This is a genomic window from Telluria sp. RT2P19, from assembly GCF_059685725.1.
In genome coordinates this window covers 83,898-97,083 of sequence record NZ_JCASIL010000004.1, presented here as the reverse complement: position 1 = coordinate 97,083, position 13,186 = coordinate 83,898, and the positions used below count along the sequence as shown (strand labels likewise).

Genomic DNA, 13,186 nt, shown 5'->3' with positions numbered 1-13,186 from the left:
TCTGAACTATACGAAGCAAAATTACAAACACTGCATCACTCTTGTTACATACTTAATGCCAGATACCGCTCATGCAAACGGCTTACCTGAGGTAAAAGGGCTTCCAGGCCATCGTCGTTGTCGATCACGTCGTCCGCCGCCGCCAGGCGCTGGGTCCGCGTGACCTGGGTCGCCATGATGGCGCGCACCTGGTCGGCGCTCAAGCCGCTGCGTTGCATGACGCGCGCCACCTGCGTGTCTTCCGAACAGTCCACCGCCAGCACGCGCGATACCCGTTCGCGCCAGGCGCCCGATTCGATCAGGAGCGGCACCGCATAGATCACGTAGGGTCCGGTCGCGATCAGCGCCGCCGCGGCGGTGGCGTCGCGGATGCGCGGATGCAGGATCGCTTCCAGCCGGCCGCGCGCGCCGGCATCCGAAAATACCAGGCTGCGCATGCGGGCGCGGTCCAGCGCGCCATCCGGCGTGGCGAAGTCAGGCCCGAATTCGGCCACGATGGCCGGCATCGCCGCGCCATGCGGGGCGGTCAGGGAGTGGGCGATGGCGTCGGTGTCGACGATCGAGGCGCCCAGCCCGGCGAACAGGTCGGCGACGGTGCTCTTGCCGCAGCCGATGCCGCCGGTAAGGCCGACCGAGAACATCCTGGCGCTCATCCCAGCAGGCCCCGCCCGAACTGGCCCAGCTGCTCGCCATACAGCATGGCGAGCAGGCCCGCCGCCGCGAGGTAGGGGCCGAAGGGAATCGGGTTATTGCGTCCGCGCTTGGCGAACACGATCAGGCTGATGCCGACGATCGCCCCGACGATCGACGACAGCAGGATGATGGTCGGCAGCGCCATCCATCCGAGCCAGGCGCCGAGCGCGGCCAGCAGCTTGAAGTCGCCGTAGCCCATGCCTTCCTTGCCGGTGGCGAGCTTGAACAGCCAATACACCGACCACAGCACCAGGTAGCCGGCGGCGGCGCCGATCACGGCGTCCTGCAATGGCACGAAGGTGCCGTTGAGATTGATGACCAGGCCGGCCCACAGCAGCGGATAGGTGAGGTCGTCCGGCAGCAGCTGGGTGTCGAAGTCGATGAAGGTCATCGCGATGAGTAGCCAGGCGAACAGCAGGCTGCTGCAACCGGCCGCACCGCTGCCGAAGGTCCACACCAGCAGGCCGGACACGATGGCCGTGAACAGTTCGATCGCCGGGTAGCGCGGCGAGATGCGCGTCTTGCACTTGCGGCACCTGCCTTGCAAGGCCAGGTAGCTGACGACCGGGATGTTCTCGAGGGCCGTGATCTGGTGGCCGCAGCAGGGGCAGCTCGAGCGCGGCACCATCAGGTTGAAGCGGTCGGTATGCGGCGGCTCCTTGCCGCTTTCCTGGGCCACGTAATTGTCGGACTCGCGCTGCATCATCTTCGGGATGCGGTAGATGACCACGTTCAGGAAGCTGCCGACGAGCAGGCCGAGCAGGGCGGCCACGAGGGTAGGGCCCAGCAGGGCGGGGGGCGCAAACAAAAGTGATTCCAAGGGCATGTCGATCCGGTCCGATTCGAGGGTGCGCAGTGCGCTGCAGCGCAGTGATTCTTTACATCAACCTCATTGTAGGGGTTTTGCTCCCGTTTGGCGAAGGTGTTGTCCCGAGCCGGGCCTGGTCGCGACGGTGCCAGTGTGGCAAACACCTTCGCACGATTGCGATACCTCATGAATGGCGTGCGGCGTCGGAATAGGCTGAAGCGATCCTTAGACGTCGCCCCGCCATGCCGAGCCCGACCTTTACCTTCCTGAACCACGCCGGCTTCCTGCTGCGCACTGACAGTGCGCTGCTGCTGGCCGATCCGTGGCTGGATGGCATGGTGCTGAACGACGCCTGGAGCCTGCTCGATCGTTCCACCGACACCGCCAAACTGATTGCCGAACTGAATGCAAGCGGCCTGCCGGTGTTCATCTGGTGTTCGCGGGCCCAGCCCGACCGCCTGTCGACGCCTTTCGTGCGCCGCTTCCGCGCCGAGTTCCGCGGCATCGCCACGTTTCTCTACCGCCAGGGCCGCGACTGGCGCCTGCTGGGCGAGCTGCGGCGCAACCGCTTCGCAGTGGCCGAATGCGCCGAAGGGCAGCCGCGCACGCTCGCGCGCGACCTGCGACTCACCGCCTATGCGAACGGCGAAGGCGACTCCTGGTGCCTGATCCGCTGCGGCCGCCGGTCCATCCTCAACCTGGGCGAACGGGCGCTGTCCACCCACGCCGCCTGCCGCGCCGCCGCCGAGCGGCTGCGCCGGGCAAACGTCCGCGTCGACCTGCTGTTGACGGGCTTCGCCGACATGGCCTGGTGCGGCAATCCCGACAACTTCGCGCGGCGCGAAGCAGCGGCCGAGCAGGGGATCGAACGCCTGGCGCTGCAGGCCGACACATTCAAGCCGCGCCTGATCGTGCCGGTCGCTTCGTTTGCCCGCTTCAGCCGGGTCGATAACACCTGGCTCAACCACGGCCGCCGCACCCCGCTGGGGGTGCTCGAGGCGCCACGGCTCGAGGCGCAGCGCAACGTCATCCGCTTCCTGCAGCCGGGGGCGCGCCTCGACCTCGAGTTCGACAGTCCGGCCAGCCTTGCGGCCCAGCACGAGCAGGCGCTGGCGCACTGGATGCGTTGCTGGCGCGACCGGCCCGAGCCGCTCCCGCGCCCGAACCAGGCGACGGTGGCTGAATTGAAAGAAGCGTTCCTGCGGTATCGCGACAAGGCGGGGGCGCGGCTGCATGGCCTGCCGCGCCTGCTCGAGCGCCTGCGCCTGCTGCGCCCGCTGGTGCTCACCTTGCCCGACCTGCGCCAGACCATCGAACTGTCTTACCTGCGCGGCTTGCGCCTGCTGGCGCGCGAGGCGCCGGCCGACGTGGCGATGTGTTCGGGGACGGCGCTGTACCTGCTGCGCGCCGAGGATGGATTCGATACCACCTATGCGGGGGGCAGTTTCTGGATCATGCGGGGCCGCGGATTGTCGGCGTTCGGGCGGTTTTTCCTGCCGCAGCGCATGGGGCGAAGGGGGCTGGACCGCCAACGACCGTGGGCGACGGGAAGCGTGCTGCTGAGGGCGACGCTGGCATGGGCGATGCGGGGAATTCGCGCCGCACTAGGCTGACGACAGCGCTCGTGAGACGCACGCCGTCATGAGCGCCCATGGCCGATTCCTGTAGGAACTCACGATAGCTTGCAGTCGCGTCCCTCTCGCTCCCAAGGATTCTCAGGCATTTCGCAGTGCTTTTTTCTCGTAGAATTTGCGTGCTCGACGTATTCGTCGATGAGCTCGATATGGCCAGCCTGGGTTTAAGTGGGTAGTGCCAGCGAGAGCTGGCCGGCCAATAAACTACTCGACTGTACTGCGGGCCGTGACCGCCGTAGCCGCCTCCGTCCAGTGCGCTCGTCAAGCCGTACAGCGGGGCGTTCGCTCAACAATTGCTCATGTTATTCGCGTCGTGTGGGGTATCTCGTTATGAAATAGCCAGCCGCACCGCCAGCATCAGCGCACCGATGAAAACGGTTAATGCCAGTAGCGCCGCGAGGAACACATAGAGTGGTTTGAATGCGCCTTCCGCATCGATGTCGAAATCCCTCTTGCGGCGAAGGCCGATGAAGGACCAGCCGATCGCAGCAAGCGTCGCAAGGAATGAGCGTTTCTGTTCCATGGCTAACTCCCAGTTAGTTCGACTTCAGCAGCTATTCTTAACATTCAATCGGTCGACTATTTTTTGCAATCAGGGCAAGCTGATGTCCAAACCGAGCTTCCTGACAAGGGCGAAGGCGATGAGCCCCACGACCAGGAGCGATAGCACGAAGATTGCGGCCGCCTTGCCGGCCGCTATCAGCACCTCGCGCCTCTTCTTCGCCCCGTTCTCCTTCTTCCCTTGATCGTAATGCCATTTAATGGCGAAGAACATGCCCACGCCTAACGCGAGAAATTTGAACGTATAGAAAACTGTAGGGAACCATTCCGCCGTCATTTTGGTATTTCCAAGCTATTACTTGACACTATTTAACGTGAGGAGCGACACCTCAAAACGCTGCTTCAACAGCTCCATTTTTGTTCAAGCCTCCGGGAACCTCAGCGGAATGCCGTGCAAGTATCGCCATGCTGCACGTTCTGAGGCATTCTACTCAAAAACAATATCCATACATCGGGACAAACTGTCCCAGTTGATGCCCATGCAAGATGGCAGCGCGCAAATATGGTTGACAGGACTTGCATCGTGGGCCGTTGCGTTTCATCCGGAATCCGGATAGCTGGGCAGAGGTGGTGAAAGAATTGTTCAAGCCGGGAGACCATCTAGGCCCGCAAGGAAGGTTGGCAGTATGCCCCGACGTCGGTGTGAGAATGTCCCGCACATGCGACCGGGCCACGCAGTTCGAATGCGTTCATACAACAGCGGCGTTATATGCATCAGGCCGCCGCGCCAGCAATTGGGATAGGCGCTGCAGACCTATCCGTAAGCGTGAACGGTCCGTAACGCCGCCGAGCGAGATCCGTATCGCGTTCAGGGATTCGCCATCGATCGCGAATGCCTCCGCCGGTGTGACCGTTAGCCCCTCCGCCTCTGCGGCTTGCGCGAGCTGGTATGACCCCCAGTATGTCGGCAGCTCAACCCATATATGCAGCCCGTCGCCAGGTCCAGCATATCGTCCTGCCAGAACATCGCGGGATATCTTGTGACGTATACGTGCCTCGTCTCGCACGGCTAGCATCAATGTGTTTGCCGAGCCGTCGAGGATCCATTGGGTGGCCAGCGCCGCCGTCAGAGGCGCGACCATCAATGCGAAAGACCTCAGGGCCACCAAGAAGCGTTCACGCTCGACCGGGTCACGCATGAGCACGAAAGCAACGCGCAACCCAGGCGTAAGGCATTTCGACAAAGTAGAAATGTAATAGACGTGTTCTGGCGCGTGGGTAGCAATGGGCGGCGGCGGCGACTCCGCGAGCAGCCAGTAAGGGTCATCCTCGATGATCCGCAAGTTGCAGCGTTTCGCCACGACGGCTAATTCCTTACGTCGCTTCCCTGGCATCGTTACTGTTGTCGGGTTCTGTAGTGTCGGGTTAAGGTAGACAAGTCTGGATTGATGCTGCCGGCAGGTTTTTTCAAGAGCCTGAGGTAGCATCCCATGCTTGTCCGTTTCGACCGGAACGACATGGCGTCCGAACTGGATCGCAGCTGCACGCAGCCCAGGGTAACTCGTCGGCTCCACGAGAATGGCATCGCCAGGCTGGGTCAATACCAGGATCAATGCTGCAATTGCTGCCTGTGCGCCAGGGCAGACGACTACCTGGTCCGGTTCCATGCTTCCAAACATCGGCTCAATCCACTTGGTTCCGGCTTCGCGGTCGGAAACGCTGCCGCCGCCTAGATGGTAAGTCATCAGCAGTTCGTTATCCGCCCGCATCAGCACTTGCGCGAGACCTTGTTTCAGCAGGTCGTCGAAGTCGACCCCGTCCGGCGCGGGCGGTGTGTTCATACTCAGGTCAAGGATCGACGTCAGCTCCACCTTCGGCGCTGCAACATAGGTACCACGAGCGCCACGCCCTTCCAGCAGATTTCTGCGCCGGGCTTCGTCGTATGCCCGGGTGATCGTCGTCAGATCTACGTTCAGTTGCGCAGCCAACTCGCGCTGCGGAGGTAGGCGATCGCCGGGCTTGAGCAGACCATCGGTCACTGCCTGCTGCAATGCATCTGCGATCTGGAGAAAACGGGGGCCAGCGCCCGATCGTAGGTGCGGCGGCCATGATGGTACAGATTGCTCTTGCATGGTTTTCAAGTGAGACATTTTGTCCCAATGTATGGAAATTGTTTCGGGGTAGTATGCCGCAGAAGGCGTGAAAGAACCAGTGATACACGTTTCCAACACCCCTCCTCATCTGTGTGTGTTAGGCGAAACCCAACGGGTTCGCCATTGTTATCTCAATGTAGACCTAATGAAAAACGTAAACTCTGTGCAGAGCATCACATCCTTTCCGTCTCATGTGGAAAAGGCAATGACACTTGGCCACTTGAAATCGGTTAAGCGTGTCGGCGCGTATGCCAGCATCGCTATGCTGGGCACTTATGCCGTACAACTAATGAATTCGGCAGGTGGTATTGGTTTCCAGGAAAAGAATTTGATGATCATCGCATCGGCCCTGACGCTGCTGGTGGTCATTCCGATCATTGTCTTGAACATTTATTCAATCTCGCGTCTCAGTGTATCCAACGCGACCACCGAGCACGCATCACGGAATATGGAATCGATCAGGACGGAAGTTAAGGCATGGACCATTCCTATCGGCATCGTCGCTCTAGTGACAGTTCTAGGCTGGGGTGCAATCCACTCGCTCGACCTCTACAAACCAGTTGGATCAAAAGCGGCGCAGGAACGCGTCGCAACCGTGGTGGGCGCCTGAAGCGATGCGACTATGCGTCAGCGGCATGGCGTGCGGGAGCAATATGCAGAGTGCGTCCTGAAAGTCCGCGGGGGGCGCTGTTGAGCACGTCGGTTGGCGCACCAGCCAGCCGTGATGAAGCGCGTTAAACGCTTTACCCAACACTGCCTGCAATGCGTTCGTTTTGCGAAGGTACGGCCACTAGGTCTTGCTTGGGTTGCAGCACAGTCGGCATGGTTCTGTGAATCGCCACGACTATCGTAGACATTCCTGAGCCATAATGTTTGTCAACGGAGACAGGGGTGCTAGGCAGTAGCTCTACGTCAGCTGAGGTAGAGCTACTGCGAACTACTTGAGAGCGGCTGCGAACTCACTGCGAAGTTTTCTGAGACACTGCGAAGTATTCTGAGAACCTACAGCTGGACGCTATACCACCGAGCCCAGCTTGAAGATCGGCAGATACATCGCCACCACCAGCCCGCCGATCAGCACCCCCAGGATGACCATGATCAGTGGCTCCATCAGCGACGACAACGCCGCCACCGCCTCATCGACCTCATCCTCGAAGAAATCCGCCACCTTGCCCAGCATCGCATCCAGCGAACCCGACTCTTCGCCGATCTGCACCATCTGGATCACGAGATTGGGGAACACATCGGCATTCTGCATCGACGCCGTCAGGCTGGTGCCGGTGCTGACCTCGTTCTGGATCTTGCGCGTCGCTTCCAGGTACACCGCGTTGCCCGACGCGCCACCGACCGAGTCGAGCGCTTCCACCAGCGGCACGCCGGCCGCGAACATGGTCGACAGCGTACGCGTCCAGCGCGCGATGGTCGCCTTGCGGATCACGCTGCCGAAGATCGGCAGGCGCAGCAGCAGGCGGTCCATCACCTGCTGCATCTTGAGCGAGCGGCGCCAGGCCTGGAAGAACAGATAGAGCCCGGCGAACAGCGAGCCGAAGATCACGTACCACCATTGCACGACGAAGTCCGAGATCGCCATCACCACCACGGTCGGGGTTGGCAGATCGGCGCCGAAGCTCGAGAACACCTGCTTGAAGGCCGGCACCACCCAGATCATGATGACGGCGGTCACGATCAGGGCGACCGCGAGAATGGCGATCGGATAGGTCAGGGCCGACTTGATCTTGCTCTTGAGCGCCAGCGTCTTTTCTTTGTAGATCGCCAGGCGCGTGAGCAGGTCTTCCAGGATGCCGGCCTGTTCGCCGGCGCCGACCAGGTTGCAGAACAGCGGATCGAAGTACAGCGGGAACTTGCGGAAGGCGCGGTTCAGGCTGGTGCCGGTCTCGACGTCGTTGCGCAAGTCCTGGATCAGCTTGGCCATCGACGGATTGCTGTGGCCCTTGCCGACGATATCGAACGACTGCAGGAGCGGCACGCCGGCCTTCATCATGGTGGCGAGCTGGCGCGTGAACATGGTCAGGTCCTTGTCCGTGATCTTGCGGCCGCTGCGGTAGACCTTCTTCTTGACCTTGGTGACCATGATGCCCTGGCGGCGCAGGGTCACGTTAACGATCGCCTCGCCGCCGGCGCGCACCTCGCCGCGCACGACGCGGCCGGTCTTGTCCTTGCCCTCCCAGGCGTACACATTCTCCTTGACCTGTGCGCCACGGCTCTTGGGTTGTCGGGAAGTTGCCATTGTTCGAGTTCCTGTTTGCAGTTTTACTGCGGTCTTATTCGTTGGTGCAGCCGAGCACTTCTTCGAGGCTGGTCATGCCTTGCTTCACTTTCATCAGGCCCGAGCGGCGCAGCGAATTGACGCCTTCCTTGTCGGCCTGGGCCGCGATCTCCATCGAGTTGCCGTTGGCCAGGATCAGCGCCTCGATCGCCGGCGAGATCGGCATGATCTGGTAGATGCCGACCCGGCCCTTGTAGCCCGAGCCCAGGCAGCGCTCGCAGCCGACCGGGCCATACGGCCGCCAGTCACCGCCCAGGTCGCTGTCGCGGTAGCCGGCCGACAGCAGGGCTTCGCGGCTGATCTCGAGGGGCTGCTTGCAGCTGCACAGGCGCCGCGCCAGGCGCTGGGCCGTGATCAGGATCACCGACGAGGCGATATTGAAGGGCGCCACACCCATGTTCATCAGGCGCGTCAGGGTCGACGGCGCATCGTTGGTGTGCAGGGTCGAAAATACCATGTGGCCGGTCTGGGCGGCCTTGATCGCGATGTCGGCCGTTTCCAGGTCGCGGATCTCGCCGACCATGATGATGTCGGGATCCTGGCGCAGGAAGGATTTGAGCGCCACCGGGAAGGTCAGGCCGGCCTTTTCGTTGACGTTCACCTGGTTCACGCCGGGCAGGTTGATCTCGGCCGGGTCCTCCGCGGTCGAGATATTGATGCCGGGCTTGTTCAGCAGGTTCAGGCAGCTGTACAGCGACACGGTCTTGCCCGAGCCCGTCGGACCGGTCACCAGCACCATGCCGTAAGGGCGGGCGATCGCGTCGAGCAGCAAAGCCTTCTGGTCCGGGTCGTAGCCGAGCGCGTCGATGCCCATTTGCGCCTGGGTCGCATCCAGGATACGCATGACGGTCTTTTCGCCGAACAGGGTCGGCAGCGTACTGACACGGAAATCGATGGTGCGGGTGGCGGACAGGATCAGGCGCATGCGGCCATCCTGCGGCACGCGTTTTTCGGCGATGTCCAGCCGCGCCAGTACCTTGATGCGCGAGACCAGTTTTTCGCGGATCGACAAGGGCGGCATGGCGTGGTCGCGCAGCACGCCGTCGACCCGCAGGCGGATCCGGTAGTACTTTTCGTAGGGCTCGAAGTGGATGTCCGAGGCGCCCATCTGTACCGCATCCATCAGGATCTTGTTCAGGAAGCGCACGATCGGCGCGTCCTCGACGTCGCTCGCGGCTTCGGGCGACGTCGTCGACTGCTGGTCTTCTTCCGCGAACTCGATGTCGGCATCGTCGCCGGCCAGCTCGCTCAAGTCTTGCTCGGCGCCCTTGGCGATCGCGGCCAGCAAGGCCAGCAGGGCGTCGTGCGGCACGATCACCGGCTCGACCGTCGCCTCGCTCTGGAACTTGATCTGGTCCAGGGCCTGGTTATTGGTCGGGTCGGACAGCGCGACCGACAGCTTGTTGCCGCGCTTGGCCAGCGCGATCACGCGCTGGGCCTGCATCAGCTTGGCGTCGATGGCGCTGGTGGGCAGCGACTCCGGCGCGAAGGCGGACAGGTCGAGCAGCGGATAGCCGAAGGTCTCGGCGCAGAACGCGGCGAGCGCGCGCGGCTCGATCGCGCCGCTGGCGAGCACGGCGTCGATGAAGGCGGTCTTCTCCTGGACCGCCTTCTTGTGCAGCATGTCCGCCTGTGCTGCGCTCAGGCGATTGGCCTGTACCAGTGCGCGCGCCAGGCCCGACAGCGGGGTGCCGGTGGTCGTGTTGGGGAGGACTGCTGCCATATGCGTCGTGTGGGGAACCTCAGGAGTAACGACAAGGGCGCCGGGCGGACCGGCGGACCCAACGGATCATGCCTACGGGCACTAAATTTGTAAAGGATTTGGTGCGGTTCAGATGCGTCCGTACCACGTGGACGAATTGGCATGGCGGGCAGGATCGCCCGGAATCGATGCGCGCGGTTTGCGCTGGATAGAGTGATTGCGTTAACCGCGATGAAACAGTCTTGGCAAAGCGTTCACGACGATGGTGTGTCCGACCAGCCGGCCTTGTGTGCGCCGCTTATGGTGCTTCCGCCAGCGCCTGGTCCGATGCGCGGATGATGACCGCCGGACGCTGCAGGGAACTGGCGTCGCCGGGGTTGCGGTGGTTCGTGAGCATGAAGACCGGCAGGCCGATGCGGCCGGCGCCGGCGTTCATGTCGTTCGAGATGCGCAACTGCGTGCAGGCGCGATCCGGTGCGGCACGGCGTTCTTCCTGTTGCTCCTGTCGCACCGTGTCGCGCGCGGCCAGCGATTGCCAGTTATTGACGGCGTAGTCGGCGCGCGGGTCGGGCCTGGCGTCGACCCGTGCGCCGTCTTGCGCGTGAACCGCAGGCGCGAGCAGGGAAAGCGCCAGCAGGGCGGCGCGGAGTGTGTTCTTCATCTGGAGGTGCTGCGCGTATTACGTGGGCTGCTGAGAGAGAGGGCGCTGACCAGGGCAGCAGGCAGGCGCGCCCGTCGTTGACGGCGTGATTCTATCCAGCCGCCAATTTGCTCAGCAATAGTTTTATTACAATCGACGAGATTTATCGCGAAAATGCCAACAGATGTGGTTCCAGCGATACAGATATGCCGGTGTCACTGCCGCTGGCGCGGTGCGTCTTCCTCGAGCAGCTCGTCGTCGACCGCGTCCGGCTCCGGTCCGCACTTCGGCCGGGTGTAGCTGGTGCCGATCACGATCCGCTGGCCGGCGATCTCGAGGTCGGACACGGCAGGCGGGATCGCGCGCATCTGGCCGGCACGCATGGCGTCGAGCAGCGGCTTGCAGGCGGTCAGCATCGCCGGGACGGTGCCGGCGAATTCCCAGGCCTTGCCTTCGCCCTGGCGCAGCACGGCATTGCCGTGGTTCGTGGCGCCGACCAATACGACTTCTGGCCGCGCGTCGCCGCCAAGGTCGATCACGAAGGCGTCGCACATCGTTCCCTGGCGGCGCAGGCATAGGGGCAGGCGATATTGATCCTTGATCGTCGTCCAGGCGAAGCCGACGAAGCCGGCGGGCAGGGAGGTGCCGGCCGGCCATACGCGCAGGTTGGCGGCCAGGTCCGGCACCGCTTGGCCGGCGTCGAAGTCGTTCGGCTGGCGCAGGCGCGCCAGTTCCACCTTCAGCCAGCCGGCGTCGGGACCGCTGGCGGATTTCTCCAGCCGCGCGATGGCGTCGCGGCCGTAGCGCGCGCCGTGGTGGTACAGGTAGGCGACATCGAGCTGCGGCAGCGTGACCTGGCCCGCCGCCAGGCGCGTCATCTGGCTGTCGACCGCGATGCGGCCCGGATCGAGGATTGGCGACAGCAGCAGCGCCAGCACGCCCAGTACCACGAAGGCGGCGGCGATGTTCACGCCGGCCAGAGTGCGCAGCCAGCCGCGGCGCAGCGCCGCGGCCGCGTAGCCGCCGGCATAGCAGGCCGCGACCAGCAGGCAGGCGGCGGCGATGACGCGGTCGGCCGACCAGCCGTGGTCGATCACGCGCAATGCCAGGGCCTGGCCGGCCAGCAGGACCAGCGGCACCAGCAGCAGGCTGGCGATGCGGGCCGAGAGGGCGAGCACGCGCGCCGGCGGGGTGGCGCCATCCTGGTAGGCGGCATTGATCAAGATCACGAAGGCCGCCGCGGCGCCGAGCATGCTGGCGGCGGCGCTGCGCGTGGCCCACAGCGGCTCGAGGCCGGTGAACGGCAGGCTGGCCAGGAAGCCGCCCACCATCAGGGTGAGCACGGGCAAGATCCACGACAGCAGCACGTGCAGCAGGTTGCGGATGCCGCGCACGATGGTGGGCTTGACGTCGGTCAGGTGCATTGCCACTGAGAAGGCGAAGGCGGTCACGGGAATGAAGAACCAGGCCTTGCGGATGGCCTGGCTCAAAAAATCCAGTTTTACGAGGTCGAACAGCGCGGCGCCCAGTTGCAGCACCAGCCAGGTGGCGCCCACGAACACCAGGCAGAACAGGATTTGCAGGTTGAACTTCCAGGCGACCTCGAAATAGCTGGCATACGGCGCGATGCGGCGCCGTTCGCGGCTGCCCGCCAGCACCAGCGCATGGGCTATGAAGAACCCGGCCGCCAGGCAGAAGGCCAGCACGCCGGAGGGCTTCGCGCTGTCCCAACCAGGCACGCCGACGCGGCGCCAGACGTCGTACACGGCCAGCAGCGCGATGACCGCGGCCGCGCACAGCGCCCACGTGAGCAGCTGGCGGCGCCCCATATGGCCCAGGCCGCTGATCAGGATCACCGGCAGCAGCGCGCCGGCCATCACCAGCGGCGCGAACAGCAGCGGCGCGCTCGCCGGCCAGAATTTGTCTTGCGCTGCGGTGTAGAGCAGGTAAAGCAGCAGGCCCTGGGCCAGGCCGATGCCGATGCGCGTCGGGCCGAGCCAGGACGGGACGCCGTCGTCTTCGCCGGCGGGCGAGGGCGCCGGCATGGCGGTAGGCGCAGTGTGCTGCATGGCGTCGCTTTCTTGGTCGTTGTCTTGATGAGTATATTACTTCCGATCAACGACTCATGACGCCCGCAAGTTTGCTAGCTGCCGCGATAGGTCGAATACGACCAGGGCGTCATCACCAGCGGCACGTGGTAGTTCTGGCTGGGGTCGGCGATGCCGAAGCCCAGCGTGATGCGGTCGAGAAAGCGCGGCGAAGGCAGGTCGACGCCGCGCGCCGCATAGTAGTCGCCGGCGTGGAAGACCAGTTCGTACTGTCCCGCCTGCAGCGCGGCCGCTTCCAGCAGGGGTACGGCGCAGCGGCCGTCGTGGTTCGTCAGCGCGCTTTTCAGCAGCGTGCGGCCGTCGGCGCCGATCGTGTACAGCTCGAGCTTGATGCCGGCGCCGGGACAGCCGTGGGCGGTGTCGAGTACGTGGGTGGTCAATTTTCCCATCCTGCCTCCGTTGAATGACTGTTTCGGTATGCATGCGGCAAATGGCATGACGCCGGGTTCGGTGATGATCGATGATAACGCCCTGTTCAAGCGCACAGGGCGTTAGCTCGAATGAGGAACCTGGCAGCAAAAGCCAGTGTAATCATGGTGAATCTGGATTTCGATCGCCTTGACGGGGCCTTGCGCGCATCAAACGCCGTATATCGGCGCGATAAGCCGGCTTATGTGCCCGGTCATATACTATGGTGGGCATTACAATATATCATCAGGC

Annotated in this window: 12 protein-coding genes; 2 read left to right on the top strand and 10 right to left on the bottom strand. The window is 63.3% G+C overall.

Going from position 1 to position 13,186, the window contains the following annotated elements; genetic code table 11:
- Positions 1 to 44: 44 nt before the first annotated feature.
- Together coaE and AC56KW_RS06650 are read right to left on the bottom strand one after the other, a co-directional pair.
- Complete coding sequence (gene coaE / locus AC56KW_RS06655; RefSeq protein WP_497169953.1) at positions 45 to 653, bottom strand: dephospho-CoA kinase; 609 nt, start codon at positions 651 to 653, stop codon at positions 45 to 47.
- A complete protein-coding gene (locus AC56KW_RS06650; protein ID WP_497169952.1) occupies positions 650 to 1,519 on the bottom strand; it encodes a prepilin peptidase in 870 nt (289 codons plus the stop codon). The genes coaE and AC56KW_RS06650 overlap by 4 nt, the downstream gene beginning before the upstream one ends.
- Positions 1,520 to 1,743: 224 nt before the next feature.
- Here AC56KW_RS06650 and AC56KW_RS06645 point away from each other — a divergent pair, with 224 nt between their 5' ends.
- The gene (locus AC56KW_RS06645) at positions 1,744 to 3,114 is read left to right on the top strand and encodes a hypothetical protein (RefSeq protein WP_497169951.1); all 1,371 of its coding nucleotides are present in this window, start codon (positions 1,744 to 1,746) and stop codon (positions 3,112 to 3,114) included.
- 349 nt (positions 3,115 to 3,463) lie between these two features.
- On the opposite strand, the gene AC56KW_RS06640 is transcribed toward AC56KW_RS06645, so the two are convergent.
- The 3 genes from AC56KW_RS06640 to AC56KW_RS06630 all read right to left on the bottom strand — a co-directional run bounded on the left by AC56KW_RS06640 (position 3,464) and on the right by AC56KW_RS06630 (position 5,768).
- Positions 3,464 to 3,658 carry a DUF2970 domain-containing protein gene (locus AC56KW_RS06640; protein ID WP_497169950.1) on the bottom strand — a complete coding sequence of 65 codons (195 nt, stop codon included), beginning with the start codon at positions 3,656 to 3,658 and terminating at the stop codon, positions 3,464 to 3,466.
- A gap of 69 nt (positions 3,659 to 3,727) precedes the next feature.
- Complete coding sequence (locus tag AC56KW_RS06635) at positions 3,728 to 3,973, bottom strand: hypothetical protein (RefSeq protein WP_497169949.1); 246 nt, start codon at positions 3,971 to 3,973, stop codon at positions 3,728 to 3,730.
- A gap of 412 nt (positions 3,974 to 4,385) precedes the next feature.
- On the bottom strand, positions 4,386 to 5,768 hold the full coding sequence (locus AC56KW_RS06630) for an aminotransferase-like domain-containing protein (protein WP_497170226.1): 1,383 nt from the start codon (positions 5,766 to 5,768) through the stop codon (positions 4,386 to 4,388).
- 166 nt (positions 5,769 to 5,934) lie between these two features.
- Between AC56KW_RS06630 and AC56KW_RS06625 the strand changes: the two genes are divergently transcribed.
- Positions 5,935 to 6,399, top strand: a complete 465-nt coding sequence (locus AC56KW_RS06625) for a cytochrome ubiquinol oxidase subunit II (protein WP_497169948.1) — start codon at positions 5,935 to 5,937, stop codon at positions 6,397 to 6,399.
- A 405-nt stretch (positions 6,400 to 6,804) separates the two neighbouring features.
- On the opposite strand, the gene AC56KW_RS06620 is transcribed toward AC56KW_RS06625, so the two are convergent.
- The 5 genes from AC56KW_RS06620 to uraH all read right to left on the bottom strand — a co-directional run bounded on the left by AC56KW_RS06620 (position 6,805) and on the right by uraH (position 12,915).
- A complete protein-coding gene (locus AC56KW_RS06620) occupies positions 6,805 to 8,037 on the bottom strand; it encodes a type II secretion system F family protein (RefSeq protein WP_497169947.1) in 1,233 nt (410 codons plus the stop codon).
- A gap of 34 nt (positions 8,038 to 8,071) precedes the next feature.
- Positions 8,072 to 9,799 carry a type IV-A pilus assembly ATPase PilB gene (pilB, locus tag AC56KW_RS06615; protein ID WP_497169946.1) on the bottom strand — a complete coding sequence of 576 codons (1,728 nt, stop codon included), beginning with the start codon at positions 9,797 to 9,799 and terminating at the stop codon, positions 8,072 to 8,074.
- A gap of 277 nt (positions 9,800 to 10,076) precedes the next feature.
- Positions 10,077 to 10,439 carry a hypothetical protein gene (locus AC56KW_RS06610; protein WP_497169945.1) on the bottom strand — a complete coding sequence of 121 codons (363 nt, stop codon included), beginning with the start codon at positions 10,437 to 10,439 and terminating at the stop codon, positions 10,077 to 10,079.
- Positions 10,440 to 10,633: 194 nt separating this feature from the next.
- Positions 10,634 to 12,487 carry a DUF4153 domain-containing protein gene (locus AC56KW_RS06605; protein ID WP_497169944.1) on the bottom strand — a complete coding sequence of 618 codons (1,854 nt, stop codon included), beginning with the start codon at positions 12,485 to 12,487 and terminating at the stop codon, positions 10,634 to 10,636.
- Positions 12,488 to 12,561: 74 nt separating this feature from the next.
- Positions 12,562 to 12,915 (bottom strand): hydroxyisourate hydrolase, encoded by a 354-nt coding sequence (gene uraH, locus AC56KW_RS06600; RefSeq protein ID WP_497169943.1) that lies wholly within the window; start codon positions 12,913 to 12,915, stop codon positions 12,562 to 12,564.
- Positions 12,916 to 13,186 lie beyond the last annotated feature (271 nt).